General features: G+C 65.8%; 20 protein-coding genes, 1 pseudogene and 1 riboswitch. Of the genes and pseudogenes, 8 read left to right on the forward strand and 13 right to left on the reverse strand.

Annotated elements, in window-relative coordinates:
- Positions 1-160 precede the first annotated feature (160 nt).
- Positions 161-1132: a Tim44 domain-containing protein gene (locus tag Q9316_RS10090; RefSeq protein ID WP_306035034.1), complete on the forward strand. Its 972-nt coding sequence runs from the start codon at positions 161-163 to the stop codon at positions 1130-1132.
- Positions 1133-1193: 61 nt separating this feature from the next.
- Here the strand turns inward: Q9316_RS10090 and Q9316_RS10095 are convergent, their stop codons facing one another.
- The 4 genes from Q9316_RS10095 to Q9316_RS10110 all read right to left on the reverse strand — a co-directional run bounded on the left by Q9316_RS10095 (position 1194) and on the right by Q9316_RS10110 (position 5323).
- On the reverse strand, positions 1194-1814 hold the full coding sequence (locus Q9316_RS10095) for an ABC-type transport auxiliary lipoprotein family protein (protein WP_371877981.1): 621 nt from the start codon (positions 1812-1814) through the stop codon (positions 1194-1196).
- 134 nt (positions 1815-1948) lie between these two features.
- Entirely contained in the window at positions 1949-3319 is a 1371-nt protein-coding gene (locus Q9316_RS10100; protein WP_306035035.1) for an MlaD family protein, read from the reverse strand.
- A 55-nt stretch (positions 3320-3374) separates the two neighbouring features.
- Complete coding sequence (locus tag Q9316_RS10105) at positions 3375-4160, reverse strand: ABC transporter ATP-binding protein (protein WP_306035036.1); 786 nt, start codon at positions 4158-4160, stop codon at positions 3375-3377.
- 8 nt (positions 4161-4168) lie between these two features.
- Positions 4169-5323, reverse strand: coding sequence for an ABC transporter permease (locus Q9316_RS10110; protein ID WP_371877982.1), 1155 nt, complete (start codon positions 5321-5323; stop codon positions 4169-4171).
- A gap of 129 nt (positions 5324-5452) precedes the next feature.
- On the opposite strand from Q9316_RS10110, the gene dgcA reads away from it, so the two are divergent.
- The gene (dgcA, locus tag Q9316_RS10115; RefSeq protein ID WP_306035037.1) at positions 5453-6436 is read left to right on the forward strand and encodes an N-acetyl-D-Glu racemase DgcA; all 984 of its coding nucleotides are present in this window, start codon (positions 5453-5455) and stop codon (positions 6434-6436) included.
- Here dgcA and Q9316_RS10120 read toward each other — a convergent pair.
- Positions 6406-7620 carry an MFS transporter gene (locus tag Q9316_RS10120; protein WP_306035038.1) on the reverse strand — a complete coding sequence of 405 codons (1215 nt, stop codon included), beginning with the start codon at positions 7618-7620 and terminating at the stop codon, positions 6406-6408. The genes dgcA and Q9316_RS10120 overlap by 31 nt on opposite strands.
- A 99-nt stretch (positions 7621-7719) precedes the next feature.
- Positions 7720-8565, reverse strand: coding sequence for a UDP-2,3-diacylglucosamine diphosphatase (locus Q9316_RS10125; protein ID WP_306035039.1), 846 nt, complete (start codon positions 8563-8565; stop codon positions 7720-7722).
- A gap of 236 nt (positions 8566-8801) precedes the next feature.
- Here Q9316_RS10125 and Q9316_RS10130 point away from each other — a divergent pair, with 236 nt between their 5' ends.
- Positions 8802-11114 carry an NADP-dependent malic enzyme gene (locus Q9316_RS10130; RefSeq protein ID WP_306035040.1) on the forward strand — a complete coding sequence of 771 codons (2313 nt, stop codon included), beginning with the start codon at positions 8802-8804 and terminating at the stop codon, positions 11112-11114.
- On the opposite strand, the gene Q9316_RS10135 is transcribed toward Q9316_RS10130, so the two are convergent.
- Complete coding sequence (locus Q9316_RS10135; protein ID WP_306035041.1) at positions 11102-11491, reverse strand: winged helix-turn-helix transcriptional regulator; 390 nt, start codon at positions 11489-11491, stop codon at positions 11102-11104. The genes Q9316_RS10130 and Q9316_RS10135 overlap by 13 nt on opposite strands.
- 110 nt (positions 11492-11601) lie before the next feature.
- Here Q9316_RS10135 and Q9316_RS10140 point away from each other — a divergent pair, with 110 nt between their 5' ends.
- Positions 11602-12309, forward strand: a complete 708-nt coding sequence (locus Q9316_RS10140) for a glutathione S-transferase family protein (protein ID WP_306035042.1) — start codon at positions 11602-11604, stop codon at positions 12307-12309.
- A 29-nt stretch (positions 12310-12338) separates the two neighbouring features.
- Here Q9316_RS10140 and Q9316_RS10145 read toward each other — a convergent pair whose 3' ends face one another.
- A complete protein-coding gene (locus tag Q9316_RS10145) occupies positions 12339-13925 on the reverse strand; it encodes an ABC-F family ATP-binding cassette domain-containing protein (protein ID WP_306035043.1) in 1587 nt (528 codons plus the stop codon).
- Positions 13926-14174: 249 nt separating this feature from the next.
- Here Q9316_RS10145 and Q9316_RS10150 point away from each other — a divergent pair, with 249 nt between their 5' ends.
- Positions 14175-15284 carry a DUF2865 domain-containing protein gene (locus Q9316_RS10150; protein WP_306035044.1) on the forward strand — a complete coding sequence of 370 codons (1110 nt, stop codon included), beginning with the start codon at positions 14175-14177 and terminating at the stop codon, positions 15282-15284.
- Here Q9316_RS10150 and bluB read toward each other — a convergent pair.
- The 5 genes and pseudogenes from bluB to Q9316_RS10175 all read right to left on the reverse strand — a co-directional run bounded on the left by bluB (position 15277) and on the right by Q9316_RS10175 (position 20678).
- Entirely contained in the window at positions 15277-15975 is a 699-nt protein-coding gene (gene bluB, locus Q9316_RS10155; protein ID WP_306035045.1) for a 5,6-dimethylbenzimidazole synthase, read from the reverse strand. The two genes, Q9316_RS10150 and bluB, sit on opposite strands and share 8 nt — an antisense overlap.
- Positions 15976-16021: 46 nt before the next feature.
- Positions 16022-16240: riboswitch (cobalamin riboswitch) on the reverse strand.
- A 34-nt stretch (positions 16241-16274) separates the two neighbouring features.
- Positions 16275-17735, reverse strand: coding sequence for a diguanylate cyclase domain-containing protein (locus tag Q9316_RS10160; protein WP_306035046.1), 1461 nt, complete (start codon positions 17733-17735; stop codon positions 16275-16277).
- Positions 17736-17903: 168 nt separating this feature from the next.
- A pseudogene (locus Q9316_RS10165) lies at positions 17904-18679 on the reverse strand (TolB family protein).
- A gap of 3 nt (positions 18680-18682) precedes the next feature.
- Positions 18683-18982 (reverse strand): hypothetical protein, encoded by a 300-nt coding sequence (locus Q9316_RS10170; RefSeq protein ID WP_306035047.1) that lies wholly within the window; start codon positions 18980-18982, stop codon positions 18683-18685.
- A 16-nt stretch (positions 18983-18998) separates the two neighbouring features.
- Positions 18999-20678 carry an NAD+ synthase gene (locus tag Q9316_RS10175; RefSeq protein WP_306035048.1) on the reverse strand — a complete coding sequence of 560 codons (1680 nt, stop codon included), beginning with the start codon at positions 20676-20678 and terminating at the stop codon, positions 18999-19001.
- 327 nt (positions 20679-21005) lie between these two features.
- Here Q9316_RS10175 and Q9316_RS10180 point away from each other — a divergent pair, with 327 nt between their 5' ends.
- The 3 genes from Q9316_RS10180 to Q9316_RS10190 all read left to right on the forward strand — a co-directional run bounded on the left by Q9316_RS10180 (position 21006) and on the right by Q9316_RS10190 (position 25293).
- On the forward strand, positions 21006-22904 hold the full coding sequence (locus tag Q9316_RS10180) for an LTA synthase family protein (RefSeq protein ID WP_306035269.1): 1899 nt from the start codon (positions 21006-21008) through the stop codon (positions 22902-22904).
- A 255-nt stretch (positions 22905-23159) separates the two neighbouring features.
- A complete protein-coding gene (locus Q9316_RS10185) occupies positions 23160-23582 on the forward strand; it encodes a TadE/TadG family type IV pilus assembly protein (protein ID WP_306035049.1) in 423 nt (140 codons plus the stop codon).
- Between the two features lies 1 nt (position 23583).
- Positions 23584-25293 (forward strand): pilus assembly protein TadG-related protein, encoded by a 1710-nt coding sequence (locus tag Q9316_RS10190; RefSeq protein ID WP_306035050.1) that lies wholly within the window; start codon positions 23584-23586, stop codon positions 25291-25293.
- Positions 25294-25297: the final 4 nt, after the last annotated feature.

Here is a 25297-nt window from a genome sequence, read left to right on the forward strand (position 1 = left end):
GCTTTTTAAGCTTTGTCTTTCACTTGCCCGCCCTTCCTTGGTGGCTCAACCGGCGCATGGCCTCATCACCCACTTTTGAACCGCGGAAGCCTTAAAATCCCGGCCCGCACCCTCTATATCCCTTTCGACGCGCCACGAGGCGCAAGGGAAGAGAGACAAGATGATTCTGATACAGGGATTTGGCCGTGTGCTGGCAGTGCTGGCGGTGGCCGTGATGGTGATGATGACGGTGGTGGATGTGGCGGAGGCCCGCCGCGCCGGCGGCGGTTTCGGCAGCCGCGGCAGCCGGACCTTCTCGACGCCCTCGACCACGCGCACCGCGCCGACCGATGCCCAGCCGATCGACCGCACGATGACGCGCCAGCAGTCCGCGCAGCCCTCTGCCGGCCGCAACGCCACCGCCAACAATACCCGTCCCGGCTTCTTCAACGGCTTCGGCGGCAGGCTTCTCGGCGGCCTGATGCTCGGCGGCCTCGTCGGCATGCTGCTCGGCTACGGACTTGGCGGCGGCATCGGCTTCCTCGGCCTGATCCTGCAGGTCCTGCTGATCGCCGGCCTCTTCCTGTTCCTGCGCCGCATGTTCGCCCAAAGGAACGCGCCCGCCTATGCCGGAGCCGCCTCCCAGCGCAACGCTTACCAGGACCGCGGTTCGGACTTCGAAATCCCGCGCATCGGCGGCGGCAGCCGTCAGGCGGCAGCGCAGCCGAAGGGCGGCGACGAGATCGGCGTCAAGCAGGCCGACCTCGAACAGTTCGAAAGCATGCTGAAGGAATTGCAGGCGGCCTATGCCGCGGAAGATTTCCGCACGCTGCGCCAGATCACCACGCCGGAGGCCATGTCCTATCTCGCCGAGGAGATCGGCGACAACGCCACGCAGGGCCTGAAGAACGAGGTGCGCGACATCCACCTCGTCCAGGGCGACGTCGCGGAAGCCTGGCGCGAGGGCGCCGACGAATATGCCACCGTCGCCATGCGCTACGAGAGCATCGATGTGATGCGCGACCGCTCGACCGGCAAGCTGGTCTCCGGCGATCCGGACAACCTCACGGAAGCCGTCGAGATCTGGACCTTCGTGCGCCGCAACGGCAGCGACTGGAAGGTTTCGGCCATCCAGGGCGTCGAAGCCGCCTGATACGACAAGGCCGTGCGCAGCGATCTGCGCACGGCCCTTTATTTGTCGATGCATCGCGCGATCAGATCGACTTCAGCGTCCAGCCGACGATATCGGCGGTGACCGCGGCGAAGGCCGCATCCAGCCCCTTCACGAAGGCCGTGCTGCCCGAACCGCCGACCGGCACCGCCGCGCGGAAAACCTTCTGCGCCCTGACGGTGCCGTTGCGATCGTTGAGCAGCTTTGCCGAAATCTCCACCACGGCCGTCGCCCCGCCCGAGGTCTGCACCTCGAAGGAGCGGATATCGGTGACGATCTGGTAGTCGATCGCCAGCCCTTGGCCCGGCATGCCGACGCCGCCGAGGCGGCCGGTGTTCTCGAAGGCCTGCACGAGCTTGGCCTGCACCATCTTGCTCAGGCTGTCGCTCCACTGCGACTGGGCAAGATACTGGATTTCGGAGGGCGACGGACGGATGACGATCTGCTCGCTGTCGAGCGCCTTCAGAGCGGACGGCTGCTGCACGAGAATCTGGCGGCTCCTGGCCGAAGGCCCTTCGACGGCACTCGCCGTGGCGGAAAGGCTGAACGTATCGTTCTTGGCCGGGCCGCTGCCGCAGGCGGCAAGCGTTGCCGCCAGAACGGCGATGAGAGCAGCGCGCGCCGCAGTCCCGTTCCGCAACAACTCCATACCCGATACCGTCATTTCATCCTCGAACCGTGACGAATCCTGTGTAGCAGCGGCACAGCACGCTGTCACGGTTGAGCGGACGGACAAATTCGCGTCCGGGCGCTGCCGACCGGCCGTTGTGGGGATAGGGCCACACTTTGCGGCCCGAGTCAGCGCCGCGTGCGCCCGTCATACTGCTTCACGGTGTCGCCGCCGAAGAGCAGGCGCTGCGGATTGCGCTCGAAACCGGAAATCGCCGTATCGAGATTCTGGATCGTACGGCGGGTGTCGAGCACCAGGGCCTCGACGTCGCGCAGGCCCGAACCCGAGAAGCGCTGGAGCCCGTCGGCAATCGGCCCGATGCGGCCGTTCAGCGTGTCCGCCGCCTGCTTGATCGACTGCAGGGTCGCCTTGGCTTCGGCAAAGAGCGATTCGGAATCGCCCTCCCCGAGGAAGCCGTCCAGCTTGGCGAGCACGCCGTCGACGCGCGTGGAGGCGGCGTTCAGCTTGTTGCTCATCTGCTGCACGTCGGTGATGATCTGGTCGATATCCTCTTCCCGCGCGCCGATGCGGTTGGCGACGCCGGTGACGGAGGCGATGGCCTTGCGGGCGTCGGCGGTGGCGACGGAGATGTTGTCGATCGCGCCGCCGATCTTCTGCGTATCGACCGCGGCCATCAGGCTGTCGACCTTGTCGAGCGTTGCCGTGGCCTGCTTGCCGAACGTATCGAAGGTCTCGGCCGTCTTGCGGAAGGTCTCGACGGTCTCCTTCACGCCGCCCGAAGCGTCCGCGATGTCCTTGCTGACCTTGTCGACATTGCTGACGAAGTCCTCGACCTTCTTCGGATCGACCGCCTTGATGAGCGAATCGACCGAAGCGAGCGTCGAATCGAGCCGGCCGGAAAGGTTCTTGAACGTGTCCGAAAGCCCGCCGACGCTTTGCAGGAACTCGTCGATGTTCTCGCCGTTGCGGGCGAGCGAATCGGAGAATCGCTCCGCATTGCGGATGGTGGTGGTGAGCGGCCCGCGTGCATCCGCGACGAAGCCCTGGACGTCGGTGATCGCCGCGTCGGCGCGCTTGAGGATCTTGTCGGCGGTCGACAGGATGTTCGTCACGCTCGACTGTTCGGCCTCCAGGATGGCGGCGGTCTCGTTGTCGAAGGCCTGGCGCAGGATGTTGGGATCGTCGGCATTACCGCCGCCGAGCTCGATATAGGCAGCGCCCGTCAGGCCCTGCACTTCGAGGACGGCAGTGGTGGACTGCTTGACCGGCGCGCTGGTCGAGACCTCGGTCATGGCGACGGAAAAGCGCGGATCGTCCGCATCGATGGCCAGGCTGCGCACGGAGCCGACCGGAATGCCGTTGAACCGCACGGGCGAGCCGACGGAAAGGCCGTTCGCCGAGCCGGGAATGCGAATGGCGAGCTGCGCCATCTCGCCGCCGCGGCCATATTGCGACATCCAGTAGACGAAGACGAAGGCGGCGGCCATGACCAGCACGGTGAAGAAACCGACGAGGGCGTAGTTGGCTTTCGTTTCCATGCTTTCGGGTTCCGTACTCGCAGTTCCATCCGCCGGGACGATCCGTCCCGGATGTTTATGCCTCTCGCACGATCGACCGCGCACGCTTGCCCTGGAAATAGGACTGCACCCACGGATCGTCAAAGGCCAGCATGTCCTCGATCGTGCCTTCGACCAGAACCTTCTTCTGCCCGAGCACGGCGATGCGGTCGCATACCGAAAACAGGCTGTCGAGGTCGTGAGTCACCATATACACGGTGAGGCCGAGGGTGTCGCGCAGTTTGGCGATGAGCTCGTCGAATTCCGCCGCGCCGATCGGGTCGAGGCCGGAGGTCGGCTCGTCGAGGAAGACCAGCGCCGGATCGAGCGCCAGCGCGCGGGCCAGCGCCGCGCGCTTGATCATGCCGCCGGAAAGCTCCGAGGGAAACTTGTTGGCCGCCTCCGGGGCAAGGCCGACCAGCTCGATCTTCAGCCGCGCCAGCTCGTCCATCATCGCCTGCGGCAGGTCGAGATATTCGCGCATCGGCACCTGGATGTTTTCCTTGACCGTCAGCGCCGAAAACAGCGCGCCGTGCTGGAACAACACGCCGAGCTTCATGTCGAGCGCCAGGCGCTCCGCCTCGCTGGCCTTGTCGAAATCGGTGCCGAAGATGCGGATATTGCCCGAGCGGCGCGGCAGGAGGCGCAGCACCGTGCGCATCAGCACGGACTTGCCGGTGCCGGACGCGCCGACGAAGCCGAGGATCTCGCCGCGATAGATATCGAGGTTGAGTTTGTCGAGCACGATGTTGCTGCCGAAGCCGACGGTCAGGTCCTTGACCGAAAGGACCACGTCGTCCTGTTGTGCCGAAACCGAAGCCATATGCATCCCTAGAAGTCGATTGCGGCGTAGAACATGGCGAAGAGGCCATCGACGAGGATGACGACGAAGATCGCCTTCACCACGGCGGCGGTGACGTGGCGGCCGAGCGATTCGGCGCTGCCGCCGACCTTGAGCCCTTCCACCGAGGCGACGATGCCGATGATCAGCGCCATGAACGGCGCCTTGATCATGCCCGAGACCACCGTCGACAGGTCGATGGCCTCCTTGAGGCGCGAGAGGAAGGTTTCGAAGGTGATGCCGGAATAGGACCAGGCGACGAAGGCCGCGCCGCCGAGCGCGGCGAAATTGGCGATGATCGTCAAAAGCGGCAGCGCGACCGTCAGCGCCACGAGGCGCGGAAAGACCAGCACGCCGACGGGGCTGAGGCCCATGACCTTCAGCGCGTCGATCTCCTCGCGCATCTTCATCGAGCCGATCTCGGCGGTGATGGCGCTGCCCGAGCGGCCGGCGATCATGATGGCGGTCAGCAGCACGCCGACCTCGCGCAATTGCAGGATGCCGACAAGGTCGACGACGAAGACCTCCGCGCCGAAATAGCGAAGCTGGAAAGCGCCCTGCTGGGCGATGATCGCGCCGATGAGGAAGGACATCAAAAGGATGATCGGCACCGCGCGAACGCCCATATGGTCGATCTGGTGCACGATCGCCGCCGGCGAGCCACCGCTCTTGCGTCCGAGCTTCAACTGCGCGCCGCGCACGGCCGAGCCGAGGATGAACATGGCCGCGACCGCATCGTCCCAGACATCGACCATGATGCGGCCGACCGGCGCGAAGATGCGTTCGAAGAGCGTTTGGCGCGCCCCCTTCTCGTCGCGCGGTTCGGCGAGCTTTTCCGGCAGCGCGGTGATGAGATCGGCATAGTGCGCGCCGCCCCCGTCCCGCACGCTCACCTCGGCGCCGCCGGCCTGCCGCTCGGTGATCGCCCGGCGCAGCAGCCAGGCGCCGGCCGTATCCATCTCGGCGACGCCGCTGAGGTCGATCTCCAGCGCACCACCCTGCCCGCCCGCGATCTCGGCAAGCCGCCGGCTCGCGCCCACCGCCGTCGTGTTCACCCATTGACCGGAAAGACGCCAGATCTCCCCGCCCTTGCCGGGCAGGCTTTCGGTCTCGATCTCGGCTGTGGCGTTGGTAGCGGTGGTCAAGTCTCTTGCATCTTCCCGTGCTTGGGACAACATGCGCCTGTCTTATCGGCTCGCCGGCCATCTGTCACCGAACGAACGGCCAAAAGCCTCATCCGCCTTGAATTTTTCAATCCCGTCAGGATCGATCCCATGCTCCGCACCCTCCTTGCCGCCGCCGAAAGCTTCCCGATCGCCGGGGCCTTCACCATTTCGCGCGGCGCGAAGACGACGGCGGAGGTGGTGACCTGCACCATAGGCGCTTCCGGCCTGTCCGGCCGCGGCGAATGCGTGCCCTATGCGCGCTACGGCGAATCGGTCCCCGGCGTGCTCGCCGCCATCGAGGCGATGCGCGGCGCGATCGAGGATGGCATCGGCCGGGAGGACCTTGCCCGCCGGATGCCGGCCGGCGCCGCCCGCAACGCCATCGACTGCGCGCTCTGGGACCTCGAGGCGAAACTGTCCGGCGTGCCCACCTGGCAGGTCATCGACCGCACCGCCCCGCAAAAGCTCGTCACCGCCTACACGCTCTCGCTCGGCGAGCCGGACGCCATGCAGCGCCAGGCGGCCGAACATGCCTGGCGGCCTCTGCTGAAGGTCAAGGTGGGCACGGCGGACGATGCCGCCCGCATCCGCGCCGTGCGCGCCGGCGCACCCGAAAGCGCCATCATCCTCGACGCCAACGAGGGCTGGACGCCGGAAAATCTCGCTCATCACTTTTCGCTCTGCGCCGAGGCGCGCATCGCCCTCATCGAGCAGCCGCTTCCTGCGAATAACGATTCGGCGCTGCGCGATATCGCGCGTCCCGTCCCCGTCTGCGCCGACGAGAGCGTGCACCGCACGCAGGACGTCGCCGGCCTCGCCGACCGCTACGACGCGATCAACATCAAGCTCGACAAGGCCGGCGGGCTGACGGAAGCGCTGGCGCTGCGCGAGGCGGCGCGCGGACACGGCCTGAAGATCATGGTCGGCTGTATGGTCGGCACCTCGCTCGGCATGGCGCCGGCCGTGCTCCTGGCGCAGGGCGCCGACTTCGTCGATCTCGACGGCCCGCTGCTGCTTGCCCGCGACCGGGAGCCGGGCCTTCACTACGAAGGCTCCAGCGTCTACCCGCCCGAAGCCACGCTCTGGGGCTGAGTGCCGGCGCGCGGCGCGACCAGCCGCCCGGCGACGATACAGACCAGCCCCGTCGCGGCGACGAGCGACATCAGGTGGAAGCCCTGGACACCATACCAGCTATAGGTATAGCCGGAGACGAAGGTGGCGAGTGCCGTGAAGATGCCGGTGTAGAAGAAGTAGAGCCCCTGCGCCGCGGCCTCCTGCTCCTCCGCGACGCGCTCCACGAGGCGGCTCTGCACGCTGATATGGACGATGGCGAAGGTGAAGGCGTGCAGGCATTGCAGCACGAAGTAGCCGGCAAACCCCATCTCCATCGGAAACAGGATCCAACGGCCCACCGCCACCGTGCCGCCGAAGATCATCATGGACCAGAGATTGAAGCGGCGTCGGAGCTGGACGGCGAAGATGAACAGGATGACCTCGGCAAGAACGCCGGCGCTCCAGAGAAGACCGACATCCGTGCCGGTGAAACCCAGCTTCTGCCAGTGGATCGCCGAAAAGGCATAGTACATGGCATGGCTGGCGCTGATGAGGGAAGCGCCGACCAGCATGAACTGCACGTCCCGTTGCCGCAGCGTGCTCGTGCCGGAAACGCTGGCGATCGCGGTGATCGGCGAAGGCCGGCGCGGCTTGCCGATCTTCGGCGCGATGAACGCGCCGAGCACCGTCAGCACGAAGGCCACCGCCATGGCCGGCAGCACCATCGCCCCGCCATAGAACCCGGCCAGCCAGCCGCCGGTCATCGTCGAGAGGATGAAGGCGAGCGATCCCCACAGCCGCATCCTGCCGTAATCGAAATTCCAGCGGCGCACGCCAGACAGCGCGATCGCCTCGGTAATCGGCACATAGGGCGAATAGACCGCCCCTTGCAGCGTATAGAGCAGAAGGACCGGCCAGAAGGAGCCGGTGGCGAACAGCGCCAGCGCCGTCGCGAGCGACAGCGTGCCCGACCAGAGCAGCACGATCGACCGTTCGCCGATCCGGTCGGCGATCAGCCCAGCGACCGGCGCCGAGAAGACGCGCACGAACATCGGAACCGCGAGGACGATACCGATCTGGAAATCGCTCATCGAAAGCGTTTCCAGCCAGACCGGGAAGAACGGCAGCGCGATGCCGTTGACCATCATCGGCGCGCAGAAGACGAGAGCGATGCGCGCGGCGAAAAACGGCGGCGCGCCGGCGGTCACGGAAGGGGCGGTCATGGCGGGGAACCTGCGTTGGAACGCCCTCCGCTCTAGCATGCGGACTTACGTACGCCAATGCGCTATTTCTGCCGGTGCCGCGACGCCGGATGGCAGGGCTCAGGCGGCTTCCGCCCCGGCCGGTGCCCTCGTCTCGATGGCCGGCATCTGGCGCGAGACGGGCAGGACCTCCGCCGGGACCGAGGCGAGCTTCTGCCAGGTGATCAGCTCCATCTCGCCGTCGTGATGCTCGGCGATCGCCGTGCAGCTTTCCACCCAGTCGCCGCTGTTGATATAGCGAATCCCGTCGATCTCGGTGATGACGGCGTGGTGGATATGGCCGCAGATGACGCCGTCGGCATCGTTGCGCCGCGCCTCCTCGGCGACCACGCGCTGAAATTCGCCGATGAAGTTGACGGCCGACTTCACCTGCTGCTTGGCCCAGGCGGAGAACGACCAGTACGGCAGGCCGAGCTTGCGGCGGATGGCGGCGAAGACCACGTTGATGGCGATGGCCGCGTCATAGGCCCAGTCGCCGAGATAGGCGACGACGCGGGCGTGGCGCACGACGACGTCGAATTCGTCGCCGTGCAGCACGAGATAGCGCTTGCCGTCCGCCGCCTCGTGGATGATGCGCTCGGCCACCTCGACGCCGCCGAAATGGGTGCCGGGGAAATCGCGCAGGAACTCGTCGTGGTTGCCGGGAATGTAGATGATGCGCGTGCCCTTGCGCGCCTTGCGCAAGAGCTTCTGCGTCACGTCGTTGAAGGCCTGCGGCCAGTACCAGTTGCGCTTGAGCCGCCAGCCGTCGACGATGTCGCCGACGAGCACGATCGTCTCGGCTTCATGATGCCGCAGGAAGTCGATGAGGAAATCCGCCTTGGCCGCCTTCGATCCCAGATGCACATCCGAGATGAACAGCGTGCGAAAGTAACGGACATCGGGGTCGGCGGGGGTTACGGTCATGCGTTTGTCTCCGGGTGGCCGGCCGCCGCACTCCGCACCGGAACGGGCGACTTTGGTTCCGTTGAAAACCAGAGTCCTGTTTCAAACTGATGACACACCTATGCATTTTTGATCCGCAAATAGGCATTGCACAGGTCGCTGATTGAGGCTTTATGGGAGGTTCCGAAAAACTTCACGTCGCGGCGGTTTCGTACAACGAAGGGCCGAAACGAAAACAGCACATGACAGGGAGCACCATGAGCACGGGTGATAAATCGAGGACGCAGGACGGCCCCGCAAGCGGAGACATCGACCAGCAGGCCCTCTTCTTCCACCGCCACCCCCGCCCCGGCAAGCTCGAGATCAACCCCACCAAGCCGCTCGGCAACCAGCGCGACCTGGCGCTCGCCTATTCGCCCGGCGTCGCCGCCCCCTGTCTGGCCATCCGCGACGACCCGGCGACCGCCGCCGACTATACGGCGCGCGCCAACCTCGTCGCGGTCGTCTCCAACGGCACGGCCGTGCTCGGCCTCGGCAATATCGGGCCGCTCGCCTCCAAGCCCGTCATGGAAGGCAAGGCCGTCCTCTTCAAGAAATTCGCCGGCATTGACGTTTTCGACATCGAAATCGACGCCCCGACGGTCGGCCAGATGGTCGATGTCGTCTCCGCGCTGGAGCCGACCTTCGGCGGCATCAACCTGGAAGACATCAAGGCCCCCGAATGCTTCGAGGTGGAGCGCCAGCTGCGTGAGAAGATGGATATCCCCGTCTTCCACGACGACCAGCACGGCACGGCAATCATCGTCGCGGCTGCGGTGCTGAACGGGCTGGAGCTTGCCGGCAAGGCGCTGGGTGAGGCGAAGATCGTCGCCTCGGGCGCCGGCGCCGCCGCCCTCGCCTGCCTCAACCAGCTCGTCTCGCTCGGCGCCAGGGTCGAGAACATCTGGGTGCACGACATCGAAGGCCTCGTCTACAAGGGCCGCGAGGCGCTGATGGACCAGTGGAAGGCCGTCTACGCGCAGGAGACGGACAAGCGCCAGCTTTCCGAGACGATCGACGGCGCGGACGTCTTCCTCGGCCTTTCGGCCGCCGGCGTGCTGAAGCCGGAGCTTCTCGCCCGCATGGCGGAAAAGCCGCTGATCATGGCGCTCGCCAACCCGACGCCGGAAATCATGCCCGAGGAGGCGCGCGCCGCCCGCCCGGACGCGATGATCTGCACCGGCCGCTCGGATTTCCCCAACCAGGTCAACAACGTCCTCTGCTTCCCCTACATCTTCCGCGGCGCACTCGATTGCGGCGCGCGCACGATCAATGAGGAGATGAAGATGGCGGCGGTGCGCGCCATCGCTTCGCTCGCCCGCGAGGAGGTCTCGGACGTCGCGGCGCGCGCCTATTCCGGCGATACGCCGAGCTTCGGCCCGAACTACCTGATCCCCTCGCCCTTCGACCAGCGCCTCATCCTGCGCATCGCGCCGGCCGTGGCGCGCGCGGCGGCGGAAACCGGCGTCGCCTCGCGGCCGATCACCGATTTCGACGCCTATCTCGACCAGCTCAACCGCTTCGTCTGGCGCTCCGGTTTCATCATGAAGCCGATCTTCGCGGCCGCAAAGAAGGCGGAGAGGAAGCGCGTGATCTTCGCCGAGGGCGAGGACGAACGCGTGCTGCGCGCCGCCCAGGTGCTGCTGGAGGAGGACATCGCCAAGCCGATCCTTATCGGCCGCCCGCAGATCATCGAGGCGCGCCTCAAGCGCTACGGCCTGCGCGTGCGCCCGGATGTCGATTTCGAGGTTGTGAACCCCGACGACGATCCGCGCTACCGTGACTATGTCGACGACTATTTCCGCATCGTCGGCCGCAAGGGCGTGATCCTCGAAGCCGCGCGCACCATCGTTCGCACCAACCAGACGGTCATCGGCGCGCTTGCCGTCAAGCGCGGCGAGGCCGACGCGCTGATCTGCGGCGTGGAAGGCCGCTATTCCCGGCACCTGCGCGATGTCAGCCAGATCATCGGCAAGAAGCCCGGTGTGCTGGACTTCTCGGGCCTCAGCCTGCTGATCTCGCAGCGCGGCGCGACCTTCCTCACCGACACCTACGTCACCATCGACCCGACGGCCGAGGAAGTGGCGGAGATGACCGTGATGGCGGCGGCGGAAATCCGCCGCTTCGGCATCACCCCGCGCGCCGCCCTCGTCTCCCATTCGAATTTCGGCTCGCGCGATTCGGACAGCAGCTTCAAGATGCGCAAGGCGATGGAGATGGTGCGCGAAATGGACCCGACCCTGGAGGCGGACGGCGAGATGCACGGCGATTCGGCGATTTCGGAGGTCCTGCGCCAGCGCGTCATGCCCGATTCGACCCTGACAGGCGAAGCCAACCTGCTGGTCTTCCCGAACCTCGATGCCGCCAACATCACGCTCGGCGTGGTCAAGACGATGACGGACAGCCTGCATGTCGGCCCGATCCTGCTCGGCGCCGCCATGCCCGCCCACATCCTGTCGCCCTCGGCCACCTCGCGCGGCGTGGTCAACATGGCCGCGCTCGCCGTCGTGGAAGCCTCCTACCCGGCCTGAACGGGCAATCCTGCTTTACGAGACGGCTGCCCTTCGGCGGCCGTTTTCGTTTGCGGCACGGCTCGCGCCGCATCCTGCGCCTCCCACCAGTCGCCGAGCGCGTCGATCAGCGGAACGACCGACAGGCCGGCGGGCGTAAGGTCGTATTCCACCCGCAGCGGATACCCCTCGAAGACGGTGCGCTGGACGATGCCGGCCCTTTCCAGCTTGCGCAGCTCCAGGGCCAGAATGCGATGCGAGACCGTCGGGTTGTCTCGCCGCAGATCGCTGAACCGCTTCGTGCCGTCCTTCAGATAGTAGATCAGCAGTGTCGGCCAGCGGCCGCCGATCACCTGCATCGCCTCTTCGATCGGGCAGCGGGAAACGAGATCCTTCATGGCGGGCTCCGGCGTGGTGACAAAAATGTGCGTAATTTACATGGGGAGAGGCAAGGCTTAGGTCCAGTGTCGCTGCGCAGCGTGGTCAACAGAAATCACGGAGAAGAACATTGGAACCGATCCTCATCTACGGCTTCCCGGCCGGAAGCTCCATGGGCCTCGTCGCCGCGCTGGAGTGGCTGGGCAAGCCCTATCGCCTCTGCCGCGTCGACATGCTGGGCGAAATGCGCGAACCCGCCTATGCCCGCCTCAACGCCCGGCACGAGACGCCAGCGCTCGTCACCGACGACGGCCGGATCATCACCGAAACCATGGCAATCGGCCACTGGTTCGCCGCCCGCGATACCGAACGGCGCATCAGCTTCGATCCCACCTCACCCGGGGCCGATCGCATGGTCCAGCTCATGGCCTATCTCAACACCGGCTTCACCGGCGCCTTCAGCCCGCTCTGGTCGGCGCTCGAAATGGAGACGCCGAATCCGGTGCTGCAGGACAACCTGCGGCGCTGGGGCCGCGAGGCCGTCATCGAGCGGCATGACAAGCTGGAGGCGATGCTCGGCGAGACGCCCTATCTCGCCGGCGACCGCCCGACGCTGGCGGACGGCGTCCTCATCGGCGTCGCCCGCTGGCTTGACTACCATGAGGTCGCGCCGGCGGATCGCTGGCCGCGCATAGAGGCGATCCGCCGCCGGCTCGAAGCCGACCCCGCCGTGCGCTTCGCCACGGCGTTGGAAAGCGGAGAGACGCCGGGGGGTTCCGGCGCCTTCAAGGGCCATGTGCCGCTTGCCGAGGTCATCGAGCGCTTCGGCAGGGCATGATCGCGGAAGGCCGGGTCTTCCCGGCCTTTCTACCCCGCCCCAAGCACCAGCCGCCGGGTGATGCCGATCGCCTCCAGGAACGGCTCGTCATGGCTGACGACGAGCAGCGCGCCGTCATAGGCGCGCAAGCCCGCCTCCACCGCCTCGATGGAATCGATGTCAAGGTGGTTCGTCGGCTCGTCGAGGATGAGAAGCGGCGGCGGCGTGGCAGCTCCCAGCACTGCCGCAAGGCCGGCGCGCAGCAACTGCCCGCCGCTGAGGCTGCCGACGGTCTGCAGCGCGGCGTCCGCTCGGAACATGAAACGCGCCAGCGCCGCGCGGCAGGCATTCTCGTCCGCGCCCGGATTGATCCGCCGGAAATTGTCGCGGATCGACAGGGCGGGATCGAGCAGGCTCACCCGCTGGTCGAGCATGGCGACGTCGGTAAAGAGCCGCACGCTTCCCTGCCAGGGCTGCAATTGGCCGGTGGCGAGCGCCAGCAGCGTCGTCTTGCCGGAGCCGTTCGACCCCGTCACCGCCACCCGTTCCGGTCCCGTCATCGCGAAGGAAAGGTCGCGGATGACGGGGTTTCCGGGCAGATACCCCGCCGTCACGCCCTCCATGCGAAGCACCATCCTCGAAGCGGGAAGATGCGTCGGCGGCACCGTGACGGTGAGCGGCTGGAGGATTTCGATGCGCTCGCGCGCCGCCGTCATCGCCTCGGCCGCCTGGGCCTGGCGGCTTTCGGCGAGCCGGGCATTGGCGCCGCCCGTCAGCTCGCTGCGCTCCTTCATCGCGCCGAGCATGATGCGTGGCAGGTCGCCCCGCGCCTTCTTGCGCCGCCCGGCGCTGTCCTTGCGCGCCTTGCGCTCGGCGATCGTCTGCATGGTGCGCGCCACCTCTGCGGCATGCTTTTCGGCATCGGCGAGGTCACGGTGCGCGGCGGAAAGCTCCAGCGCCTTGCGGGCGCGATAGGCGCTCCAGTTCCCGCCGTAGCGCGTCGCGCCAAGCGTCGTCAACTCGACGATGGCGTCCATGGTTTCGAGCAGCTCGCGGTCGTGGCTGACGACGACCGCGCCGGCCCGCCAGCCGGCGAGCATGTCGATGACCGCCCGCCGTCCGTCCCGGTCGAGATTGTTCGTCGGCTCGTCCAGCAGCAGAAAATCCGGCTCGCGGAAGATCAGCGCCGCGAGCGCGGCCCGCGTGCGCTGGCCGCCGGAGAGCGCCGAAAGCGGCGTGTCCGGCTCCGCCTCAAGCCCGACGCGGGCGAGCGCGGCGGCAAGCCGCGCCTCCAGCGTCCAGTCGGCATCGGCAAGATCGTCGGCGTCCGCCTCGCCGCGCGCGGCACGGCCGAGAAGCGCAAGCGCCTCGACGATGCCGAACAGGCTGGCGACGGTCTCCTCTGGTCCGACTTGCACGCTCTGGCGCAGGAAGCCGAGCGTCCCGTCGACGGTTACGGTGCCCGCCTGCGGCGTCAGATCGCCGGTGACGAGCCTGAGCAGCGTCGTCTTGCCGACGCCGTTGCGTCCGACAAGCCCGGCGCGCTCGGAGCCGAAGCTCAGGTCGAGATTGGAAAGGAGCGTGTGCCCGTCAGGCGTGGACCAGGTGATTTTGGAAAAGGTGATGGAATGCGGCATGGATACGGATTTCCCCGATGACAAAACGAAGTCGATTTGTGGTCGGGTTGAAATCCATTGCGCACCATCCGGTCTGCATTGACGATGGCCGTTATCTAGGCCCGAACGGTGGCCGTTGCAAGGCAAGCGAGGGCCGGCACGTTAATCACAAATGCGGGAGCACGTTGCGCTTGCATCCATGCGGCCTATGATAGGGCCTTCGAGACCGGCCTTGGGCCGACAGTTCTAGATTTTCAGGGATCGACGGATTTGAAGAGACGCGCCCGTCTTCTGTTCGCCATTGCAGCCACTCTGCCGCTCCTTCTCACCGGTGGAACGGCGGCGGCGAATATGTGCGCGCGCATCCAGATCGAGCTGGCGAACATGCCGAAAGTCGTGGTGGATACGGCGAGCGCCCGCAAATATGCCGGCGCCATCGCACGCCAGAACATCCAGTTGCGCAAGGCGAAGAGCGACCAGCGCCGCCTCGGCTGCTCCAGCGGCAGCATCATCGTCGTCGGCGGTGCCAATGCCGAGGCCTGCGCGACGCTCTCCTCCGTCGTCGGCAAGATGGAGCGCAACCTCCAGATCCTCGACAAGAAACGGCGTGAGTTTGCCGGCGGCGTGTCTTCCCAGGGCCGGCGCAACGTCCTTCTCGCGGCGCTCGAGACCAACGGCTGCAACGACCAGCCGCAGGTCATGCCCGTCGCCGCGACCGAAACCCTGCGCACGCTGGACGAGACGCGCACCCTGCCGCTCGGCACGGCGCCGGATGGCAGCGACAGGCTGCAATTGCGCTCGCTCGGCGGCAATTCGGGCCATGGCAACCTGCGCACCGTCTGCGTTCGCACCTGCGACGGCGGCTTCTTCCCGATATCCTCGGGCGCCACGCCGCTCGATTTTCGCCGGGACCAGAAGGTCTGCGCAATGATGTGCCCGCAAACCGAGACCGAACTGTTCTACCAGTCGATGACCCACGGTCAGGAGACGGAGCAGATGACCTCCACGGTCACCGGCCGGCCCTATTACGAACTGACGAACGCCTTCTCCTATCGCACGCGCGAGCGTTCCAAGCAGGACGCCTGCGGCTGCGACCTCTCCGCCTACTATCAGGAGATGATCAAGCGCGAGAAGGCCGCCAGGGGCGAAAGCACCGAGACGGCCAGCACCGGCGAGACCGACGCGGAAGAGGACGGCTCCGTCACCACCATCCGTACACTGCCGAAGAAGGAGGAGATCGAGGTCAGGGCGCCCGCCAAGATCGAGGAACGCCTCTACGACCCCACCAAGAGCAAGGTGCGCACGGTCGGCCCGCTCTTCCTGCCGGAAAACTCGTCCGCCATCGATCTCGGCCGCCCGGCGGATGCCGGCGTCAACTGACGCCCGCCCCGTCCTCCGGCCAGCGCTCCTCGAACACCAGATCTTCCAGCGGCAGGCGCTGCCGCCAGCCCTTCAGCGCCAGTTCCGGCTCACGATAAAGCTGATCGACGAAGCCGACGCACAGCCATGCGACGATCTCGACATGCTGCGGAATGCCGAGGATCTGCCGGATATCGCTGTCATGGAAGATGCTGACCCAGCCGACGCCAACCCCTTCCGCGCGTGCCGCTAGCCAGAGGTTCTGCACCGCGCAGACCGTGGAATAGACGTCCATGCGCGGATTGTGCGTGCGGCCCAGCACAACGTCGCCGCCACGCGTCGGATCGCAGGTCACGCAGATCGACAGCGGCGCCTTCAGGATGCCCTCGAGCTTCAGCGCCCGATACTGTGCCTGCCGCTCGCCCTCGAACATGCCGGCCGCCTCGGCATTGGCCTTCAGAAAGGCCGCATGCACCGCGCGGCGGGTCTCTTCGCCGCGCACCAGCAGGAAATTCCACGGCTGCATGAATCCCACCGACGGCGCGCTGTGCGCGGCATTGAGCAGGCGGCCGACGAGATCGTCCGGCAGAGGCTCGGGCAGGAACTGGTCGCGCACGTCGCGGCGCGTTTCGATGGCGCGGTAGACGGCCTGCCTCTCCTCGTGCGGAAAGGCGCCCGCCCGGACCAGATGGTCCAAGGGTTCGGTTCGCATCGTCATCTCCCCAACAATGCGTACAACCTGCCGCCGTCCGCGCGGGTTCGGTCTATCTCGCCAGGCCGGTCTTCTGACTTCGGGTCGCGCGGCAAGCACCTGCCTTCCCGGTTGAACAACCAGTGGCAAAAGCCTGAATCGATTCAAGCTTTTAAAGGCGCAAGCCATCCCCGTCACAGCGTTGGGCACGTTCCGGACCTGGGGCTTTCCCGCACCGGATTCCCGATTCTCCCGCAAGGCGGGCACCTGACGAGGAGGATATGCTCACGGCTTCCCGATGCGATCAAGCCCGGAAGCGTCTACGCCGCGCGAATGCTGCCAGGTTGCAAAAACTCCGCGCTGGCGACGTCGCCGGCATGGACCGCGCGGTTGCGCCCGCCGTTCTTGGCCGAATAGAGCGCGGCATCCGCCTTCACCATGACATCGTGCACCGATTTGCCATGGTCGGGGAACTGCGCGATGCCGGCGCTGCCGCCGATCACGAGAAGCTGCCCGTCATAGGCGATCGGCACCTGCGTATCGAGCACGAGGCTGTTCGCCAGTTCCAGAAGGCCCTCGCGTTCATGCGCACCCTTGAGCAGGATGCAGAACTCGTCGCCGCCGAGCCGCGCCACGCAGCCGCGCGGGCCGACGCGGTCGGAGAAGCGCCGGGCCACCGCCAGGAGCACGGCATCGCCCGCCGCATGGCCATGGCGGTCATTGACCGCCTTGAACCTGTCGAGGTCGAGCGCGAGGATCGCGAAGGGCGCATTGTCGCCCCTGCTTATGGCGCGCGAGACCTCTTCGTCGAAGCCGCTGCGATTCTTCAGTCCGGTCAAAGGATCGTGCCGCGCGAGAAACGCGTTCTTTCCCTCGCTGCGCTGAAGGGCCTTCACCAGCGTTGAGAAGCGCATGGTGACGAACAGCATGACCCCGGCAAAGACCAGTACGAACATGGCGATCTGCGGCAGCGCCGATTGCCAGACGAAGGAACCCGGCATGTTCGGCCGCCAGGACGCGACCATGGGATTGTAGGCATCGCCGCCGACCGGCGTCATCACGAGGCCCGGCTCCTCGGTCACGATCGGCGTGAAGCCGAGGCCGTGCACGCCGAGCCGTCGCTCCGAATTCGCCAGCATCTTCTGCGAGACCGGCTTGACGGTGATGAGGAGCGTCGGCTCCCGCCGGTTCGCGGGAATGTAAAGCGTCTTCGGGATGACGGCCTGCACCACGACGATGCTCATCACCCGGTCGATCAGCCGCATGCCGGAGACGTGGATTTCGGGAAGCGCCGGCGTCAGGAGGTCGGGATCCTCCTTGGCACCCGCGACCTGCCAGCCGCCGCGATCGGGCGACAGCGCCTCGTAATAGGCGCGCTCGGCCTTGCGGGTTAGGTCGCTCACCCAATGCAGCTTTTCGCGCGCCTTGCGGTCGGAGACCTTTTCGCCGCGATGCACGCCAAGAATTTTCTCGCCGTCGAGCGAGGTGAAGATCATCCAGGAGAAACCGAAATCGGACCACATCCAGTCGCGCAACTGGTCGCGCACGAAGGAATCGCCCGGCATGCCCTCGGCCAGTTCGTTGAAGCTCCTGTCCCAGAAGGAAAGCTGGCTCTGGTATTGCACCACCTGGTCGATCTGGTGGCTGAATTCGTTGCGCACCAGCGTGCGCTCCGTCTCGACGACGAAACTGTCGGCCCGCTCGATCGCATGGTCGAGCACGAGGTAGTTGGCGGCGCCGAAAAGCAGGACGATCATCAGCGCCGCTGCGCGGATCGCCATGCCAAATCCGCGTCGCCGCGTCGCGCGGCCCTCTTGCGCCATGCCCGTCATCGTTCCCTGCCTGTCCCCGGCCCGTTCAGCGGGCTTTGTTGAAGGGAAGCTAGCGCAGAGACGGCAAAATTCGCTTAAACAGGCTGGTGAGCGAATGCTTAATCAGGGGGCGCCGGCTCACGCGGGCGCATAGCGAACGAAGGCGAATTCGGAGCCGTCCGGCGACCAATTCGGCACGTTCATCGTGCCCTGCCCGCCGAAAAGCTCGAAGAGAACACGCGCATTGCCGCCATCCATGTCCATCAGCCGCAGCCGGACGGAGAGATCGCGCGGATGGTCGAAAACGTCACCGTCATAGGACAGCACCAGCAGATGCTTGCCATCCGGCGAAGGGTGCGGAAACCAGTCGCCGTAGGGGCTGTCGGTGATGCGCGTCGGCTCACTGCCGTCCGGCCGCACGCGCCGTCCGCCGAATAATCCGGCCCGTCGTTGCGTCCCTCGCCGAAGGTCAGCCGCCGCTCCTCGCCGCCTTCGACCGGGATCGTGTAGATGTCGAAGAGATCGTTCCGGATGCCGCAATAGGCAAGCGTCGTCCCGTCCGGCGACCAGCCGTGCCAATACGAGGGCAGGTTCGGCGTCACCAGCCGCGGCACGCCGCCCCCGGCCGGCAGCACATAGATCGCCGACTTGCCGAATTCCACCTTGTCGCTGATCGCAAGCCACGCCCCGTCAGGCGAAAGCCCGTGGTCGTTGTTGCAGCGCGTGGCGAGCCCCGTATCGATCCGAACCGGCTCCCCGCCGTCGAGCGGCAGGCGATAGAGCAACCCATCGCCGTTGATGATCAGAAAGCGCCCGTCCCGCGAAAAATTCGGCGCCTCCACCAGCCGCTCCGTCTGCCAGACGACGCGTGTTCGACCGGTGGCGATGTTGTGGATTTCGACGGAACTGCGCATGATCTAGCTCCCTGCGTCCCCCGCCGAAAGCTTCCTGCAGATGGATTGCATAAGCGCGACCTGGCGCTGCTCGCGCCAGGTGGAAACGAAGCCCCAGACAAGCAGCAGCAGGATGCACAGGAAGGCGACGCCGAGGACGGTCTGGCTTCCCGTAACGAGACCATAGACGCCGAAAAGAGCAGGCGTCGCGAAATAGGCGACCTGTGCGGAAACCTGCCTTCCGGCTGAAAGGTCGCTGAGCGACCACAGCCGGATCAGCCGGACTTCCTCGTCCGTGAAGACCGGGTCCCTGCGCTCCTCCACCGGCCCCTCCACGCCATCACCCCCGGTCACGATAGCGGTTGGTGATGGGATAGCGCCGGTCGCGGCCAAAGTTCTTCTTGGTGATCTTCACGCCCGGCGCCGACTGGCGGCGCTTGTATTCGGCGATGTAGAGCAGGTGCTCGACCCGGTGCACCGTCGCTTCATCATGGCCGCGCGCGACGATCTCTTCCGTTCCCATCTCCCGTTCGACGAGGCATTCCAGGATTTCGTCGAGCACCGGATAGGGCGGCAGCGAATCCTGGTCGGTCTGGTTGGGGCGAAGTTCCGCGGACGGCGCCTTGTCGATGATGTTCTGCGGAATCACCTCGCCCGTCGGCCCAAGCGCGCCCGGCGGCACATGCGCGTTGCGCCAGCGCGAGATCGCATAGACCTGCATCTTGTAGAGGTCCTTGATCGGGTTGAAGCCGCCGTTCATGTCGCCGTAGAGCGTGGCATAGCCGACCGACATCTCCGACTTGTTGCCGGTGGTGACGACCATCGAGCCGAACTTGTTGGAGACCGCCATGAGGATCGTGCCGCGGGCGCGGCTCTGCAGGTTCTCTTCCGTGATGCCCTCTTCCGTGCCCTCGAAAAGCTCGGAGAGCGAGGAGAGGAAGCCGGTCACCGGCGCCTCGATCGGCACGATGTCGTAGCGGCAGCCGAGCGCCTTGGCGCAGTCGGCGGCGTCCTTCAGCGAATCCTTCGACGTGTAGCGGTAGGGCAGCATGATGCAGCGAACTCGCTCCTCGCCCAAGGCATCCACGGCAATGGCCGCGCAGATCGCCGAATCGATGCCGCCGGAGAGTCCGAGCACCACGTTCTTGAAGCCGTTCTTGTTGACATAGTCGCGGAAGCCGAGAAGGCAGGCGCGGTAGTCCGCCTCCTCCTTTTCCGGAATGCGCGACATCGGCCCGCCGTCACAGGCCCAGCCTTCGCCATGCTTCTTCCAGGTGGTGAGCGCGACCGTCTCCTCGAACTGGCTCATCTGGAAGGCGAGCGCCTTGTCCGCGTTGAAGGCGAAGCTCGCGCCGTCGAAGACCAGTTCGTCCTGGCCGCCGAGCTGATTGGCATAGAGCAGCGGCAGGCCGGTCTCGATGACCTGCTTCAGCACGACCTGGTGGCGGATATCGACCTTGCCGCGATAGTAGGGCGAGCCGTTCGGCGACAGCAGGATCTCCGCGCCGCTCTCGGCCAGCGTCTCGCACACGCCGAGTTCGCCCCAGATATCCTCGCAGATCGGAATGCCGAGCCGCACGCCGCGGAAATTGACCGGGCCGGGCATCGCCCCCTGGTCGAAGACGCGCTTTTCGTCGAACTCGCCGTAATTCGGCAGGTCCACCTTGTCACGCACCGCGATCACCTTGCCGCCGTCGAGCACGGCGACGGCGTTGTAGCGGCCGGTCTCGTCCTGCCGCGGAAAGCCGATGATGACGCCCGGGCCGCCATCGGCCGTGTCGGCGGCAAGATCGTCGACCGCCCGCCGGCAGGCCTTGAGGAAGGCGGGCTTCAGCACGAGATCCTCGGGCGGATAGCCGGAGATGAAGAGTTCCGTCAGAAGCAGGAGGTCTGCGCCCTGCCGGGCGGCATCCTCGCGGGCGGCGCGCGCCTTGGCAAGGTTGCCGTTCACGTCGCCGACGGTCGGGTTCAATTGCGCGACGGCAATGCGCAGCGTCGTCTTTTCGGTCTGGGAAGTCATGTCTGCGGGACCCGTTTCCTCATGGTGTCCGATCCTGCGGCCGCGCACGCTGCCCGCACTCTCGAACGGTCGCTACACCCTTTAGAGCATGGCAGGCGCTTTGGGAATGGAACCGCGCGGCAATTGCCTCCGCTCTTGCCGCAAACCCTCGTTTCCCAGGGGGTTCGCGGCATCATTGCCGCAAGCAACAGAGGGAACCAAAGCACCGGCAGAACGTTGCAGAAACCGTTCATCTCCTGTTCAAGATGACGTCCGTATGACAGATACACGAAAGTTTTATGAAGTTTGGAGACGGCCTTGGCCCTGTTTACTCCTGCCGCCGTGGCGATGGATGCCACCGAAGGACTTGCCGTCGAGGCAGGCTTTGCCGCGCGCCACGCCAAGGCGCTCGCCGTCCTGCGTTCGCTCGCCGTTTCCGGCCTTCTGGCGCTTGCCACCGTCGTCGCCATCGAATGGATCACGCGCGGCTCGCTCGCCCAGACCTGGCTCTACTTCACCAATCTCGAGCAGCCCGGCTGGACCACAACGGGCGTGTTCTTCCTGCTTTACCTCGCCATCGACGCGCTGATCGGCCGGCAGCACAAGGCCGTGCTGTTCGTCTCGCCGCTCGTGGTGCTGATGGGCGTCATCTCGCAGCAGAAGCAGGTCTTCCTCACCGACCCGCTCTACCCGACGGACCTGCTCTTCGGCCGCCAGATCATCGAACTGATGCCGGTGCTCGTGCAGGACCGGCCGTGGACGGCCGCCGCGCTCGCGCTCGCCGTCGTCGGCGGCGTCGTGGGCCTTGTCAGCCTCTGGATCTTTGCCTGGCGCCGTTTCCGTCCGCTGACGAAGAAGGAGCGCCTGACGCGCCTTGCCATCGCGCTGCCGCTCCTGGCCGGCTTCGTCTCGATCATGGACTACAACGAGTTCTCCTGGGTCCGCGACCGGCTGAAGATCTTCCCGATCATGTGGGACCAGGCGGAGAACTATCGCCACAACGGCTTCGTCATGGCCTTTGCCATCAACCTGCCGATGGCGAACGTGCAGGCGCCCTCCGGCTACATGGTCGACGCCATCGACAAGATTCCGTCCAAGCCCCTGCCCGCCGGCACGACGCACCGCTCCAAGCCTGATGTCATCGTCGTCATGAGCGAATCGCTGTGGGACCCGACGCGGATCAAGAGCGTAAAACTCTCGCCCGATCCGATGCCGGTCATCCGCGAAAGCCAGAGCGGCAACGTCTTCTCGCCGGAATTCGGCGGCCTTACCGCGAATGTCGAATTCGAGGCGCTGACGGGCTTTTCCAACGCCTTCCTGCCGACGGGCAGCATTCCCTACCAGCAGTATGTGCGCAAGCCGATCCCCTCGCTTGCCACGTTCTTCCGGGCGGAAGGCTATACAGCGCGCGCCATCCATCCCTTCTCCGGCTGGTTCTGGAACCGCAGCAGCGTCTACAAGGCCTTCGGCTTCCAGACCTTCAAGGATGTCGACAAGATGCCGCCGCTCGCAAAGCGTGGCAACTTCACCTCGGACGAGGCGCTGACCAAGGAAATCATCCGCCAGGCGGATGCGCAGGAAGACCCGTTCTTCTTCTTCACCGTCACCCTGCAGGGTCACGGCCCCTATGACGACGGCCGCTATACGAAGACCGACGTTTCCGTCGACGGCAAGCTCGACGCCCGCGACAACCGCATGCTCGCCAGCTACGCCCAGGGCGTGAAGGAAGCCGACAAGAGCCTGAAGATGCTGATGGATTGGGCCAAAGAGCGCGACCGCGAGACGATCATCGTCGTCTTCGGCGACCACCTGCCGCCGCTCAACACGGTCTACAAGAATTCCGGCTACATGAAGGGCATCACCGCCGCGCGCAAGGGCACGCCCGAGCAGATGAAGAACGAACACGAGACCCCGCTCGTCATCTGGTCGAACAAGACCGGCGTCGAGAAGGAGGTCGGCACGATCAGCCCGGCGTTCCTGTCCTACTACATCCTCAAGGAGGCAGGCTTCGAGCACCCCTACTACACCGGCTTCCTCGGTGCGGTGCACGACAAGCTGCGCGTCATCGACCGCTACATGCTGATCGACGCCAAGGGCAAGGCGACCGCCGACTGGGCGCGCAAGAAGACCATCGACCCGCTGGTGCGCGACTTCCGCTTCCTGCAGCACGACATCATGTTCGGCAAGCAGTACGGCCTGGAACGCTTCTTCGACTCCCACGCGGAACTGATGTCGGCAGGCTACTGATTCCCGCCTGAACCACGCTTGGACCGGGCTCCGTTTCTCATGACGGAGCCCGTCGCCCTGCGCACTGTCGTGCCATCCCCCTACCATTTCGAGGCGACCCGCTGCGCCGGAGGCGTGACAACCCCGCACAACCATGGCTAGGCGAACCGTTGATAAAATCAATCTATAGGAGAAATTAAGACTCTCGGCGCACGATAAACGTGCATCCACATTCCGGATGCGGGCAAGCCTTGCCGGTCAGAAGGAGGAGATGCCATGCACGTCCTTACCCGCCTGTCGAAAGATCGCGCCGGCACGTCGGCGCTGGAATTCGCCATCGTGGCGCCGCTGTTCTTCCTCGCCCTCTTCACGCTGATCGCCTACGGCATCTATCTCTCCGTCACCCATTCGGTGCAGCAGATCGCCGCCGATGCGGCGCGCACGGCCGTTGCCGGGCTCAATCCCGACGAGCGCGTCACGCTGGTCAACCGCTACCTCGATGCCTCCCGTCTCGACTATTCCTTCATCAACCGTGCCAAGATGCAGGTGATCGTCACCGACGATCCCGGCAATCCCGAACAGTTCACGGTGACGATCTCCTACGATTCCAGCGACCTGCCGATCTGGAAGCTCTTCACCTTCGCCCTGCCGCAGGAGAAGATCGAACGTTACGCCACCGTGCGCGTGGGAGGGCTGTGACATGAAGCGCGTGCGCCTCGTCACCGACCGGCACGGCAATATCGGCACGCTCGCCGCCCTCACCCTGCCCCTGATGGTCTTCTCGCTCGCGCTCGGCGTCGACTATGGCTACCTGACGGTGCAGCAGCGCGAATTGCAGGCATCGGCGGACCTTGCCGCCATCGCCGCCGCCTCCAGCGTGGTGGAAGCGGAAAAGGCGGCCGCGACCTATTTCGCGCTGAACAAGCTTCCCGTGACCGTCACCGGCAAGGACGGCGTGGCGATACCGGCCATCACGCCCATTCATCTCAAGGCGACCGTCGCCACCGCAAGCGTCGAGCGTGGCCGCTATGTCGCCGATCCGGAACTCGCGCCGGAAGACCGCTTCAAGCCGGCGGGCGCGGATGCGGACGCTGCGCGTGTAAAGCTCTCGCGCCGCGCCGATCTCTTCCTCGCCTCGATGATCCTGCCGGAACCGCCGCTGCTTTCCGCCACAGGTTCGGCCTCCCGCACGAAGCTCGCCGCCTTTTCCATCGGCACGCGCCTTGCGAGCCTCAACGAGGGTGTCCTCAACGCGCTGCTCGGGAAATTGCTCGGCACCAGCCTTTCGCTCAAGGTGATGGACTACCAGGCGCTCGTCGATGCCGACATCTCGGTCCAGCCGTTCCTCAAGGCGGTCGCCACCAACCTGAACCTGACCGCCGCGACCTATGAGGACGTGCTGAATGCCGGCATCACCATGCCGCAGCTTCTTGCCTCCATGCAGGCCGTGGAGGGCCTGTCAGGCCCCGTCCGGTCGGCACTGCACGCCATCGAGCAGGCAACGGCGGGCAGCAAGGTCAAGCTGCCGCTTGCGCGCATCCTCAACATCGATCCCAAGAAAGGTGTCGCGGTGAACGCCGGCAGCGACTGGCAGATGTCGGCAAACGTGATGCAGATGGTGGCCACCGCCGCAAGCCTTGCCAACGGCAGCAAGCAGGTGGCGCTCGATACCGGTCTCAACATCCCCGGCCTTGCCACGGTGACGGTCAATCTCGCCATCGGCGAACCGCCGGTCGAAACGCCGTCGCATCGGCTCGGCGCGCCCGGCAGCGCGGTGCGCAGCGCCCAGACGCGGCTTTCCGTGGAGATCGGCATCAATGGCCTGGCCGCCCTTGCGGGCCTGCGCATCAAGCTGCCGCTCTATGTGGAGATCGCGGCGTCCGAGGCGAAGCTCGCCGATATCCGCTGCCTCGGCGCCACGCCGTCCAATGCCAATGTCGCGGTGGATGCGGTACCTGGCATTGCCGAGCTCGCCATCGGCAAGGTCGATCCCTCCGTCCTCTCCGACTTTTCCGAGGATCCGCGCGTGCAGAAGGCCCGCATCGTCGATTCCGCCCTCATCCACATCGATGCCTTCGCCCATGGCGAGGTGAAGAACCTTGACAAGACCCGCCTCACCTATACGCCGACGGAGATCGCCGCCAAGACGATCAAGACGGTCTCGACCCGCGATACGCTGACCTCCGCCATCAAGACCCTGCTGGGCGATCTCGATGTCGAGATCAACCTTCTCGGCCTGCCCATCGGCACGGAACTCGTCGCCAAGGCGCTCGCCTCGACGCTGACGACCGTGACGCCGGCCATCGACGAACTGCTCTACAATCTGCTGCTGGTCGTCGGCGTCAGGATCGGCGAGGCGGACGTGCGGGTGACGGGCGTCGTCTGCCAGCGGCCGGCCCTCGTCCAGTAGCCGA

This window comes from Shinella zoogloeoides (genome assembly GCF_030733845.1).
Taxonomy (GTDB): domain Bacteria; phylum Pseudomonadota; class Alphaproteobacteria; order Rhizobiales; family Rhizobiaceae; genus Shinella; species Shinella zoogloeoides_C.

Bases quoted from the DNA above. Each gene is read 5' to 3' on its own strand.
- Q9316_RS10090 (WP_306035034.1), top strand. From the start codon at position 161: ATGATTCTGATACAGGGATTTGGCCGTGTGCTGGCAGTGCTGGCGGTG.
- Q9316_RS10095 (WP_371877981.1), bottom strand. From the start codon at position 1,814: ATGACGGTATCGGGTATGGAGTTGTTGCGGAACGGGACTGCGGCGCGC.
- Q9316_RS10100 (WP_306035035.1), bottom strand. From the start codon at position 3,319: ATGGAAACGAAAGCCAACTACGCCCTCGTCGGTTTCTTCACCGTGCTG.
- Q9316_RS10105 (WP_306035036.1), bottom strand. From the start codon at position 4,160: ATGGCTTCGGTTTCGGCACAACAGGACGACGTGGTCCTTTCGGTCAAG.
- dgcA (WP_306035037.1), top strand. From the start codon at position 5,453: ATGCTCCGCACCCTCCTTGCCGCCGCCGAAAGCTTCCCGATCGCCGGG.
- Q9316_RS10120 (WP_306035038.1), bottom strand. From the start codon at position 7,620: ATGACCGCCCCTTCCGTGACCGCCGGCGCGCCGCCGTTTTTCGCCGCG.
- Q9316_RS10125 (WP_306035039.1), bottom strand. From the start codon at position 8,565: ATGACCGTAACCCCCGCCGACCCCGATGTCCGTTACTTTCGCACGCTG.
- Q9316_RS10130 (WP_306035040.1), top strand. From the start codon at position 8,802: ATGAGCACGGGTGATAAATCGAGGACGCAGGACGGCCCCGCAAGCGGA.
- Q9316_RS10135 (WP_306035041.1), bottom strand. From the start codon at position 11,491: ATGAAGGATCTCGTTTCCCGCTGCCCGATCGAAGAGGCGATGCAGGTG.
- Q9316_RS10145 (WP_306035043.1), bottom strand. From the start codon at position 13,925: ATGCCGCATTCCATCACCTTTTCCAAAATCACCTGGTCCACGCCTGAC.
- bluB (WP_306035045.1), bottom strand. From the start codon at position 15,975: ATGCGAACCGAACCCTTGGACCATCTGGTCCGGGCGGGCGCCTTTCCG.
- Q9316_RS10160 (WP_306035046.1), bottom strand. From the start codon at position 17,735: ATGGCGATCCGCGCAGCGGCGCTGATGATCGTCCTGCTTTTCGGCGCC.
- Q9316_RS10175 (WP_306035048.1), bottom strand. From the start codon at position 20,678: ATGACTTCCCAGACCGAAAAGACGACGCTGCGCATTGCCGTCGCGCAA.
- Q9316_RS10180 (WP_306035269.1), top strand. From the start codon at position 21,006: ATGGATGCCACCGAAGGACTTGCCGTCGAGGCAGGCTTTGCCGCGCGC.
- Q9316_RS10185 (WP_306035049.1), top strand. From the start codon at position 23,160: ATGCACGTCCTTACCCGCCTGTCGAAAGATCGCGCCGGCACGTCGGCG.
- Q9316_RS10190 (WP_306035050.1), top strand. From the start codon at position 23,584: ATGAAGCGCGTGCGCCTCGTCACCGACCGGCACGGCAATATCGGCACG.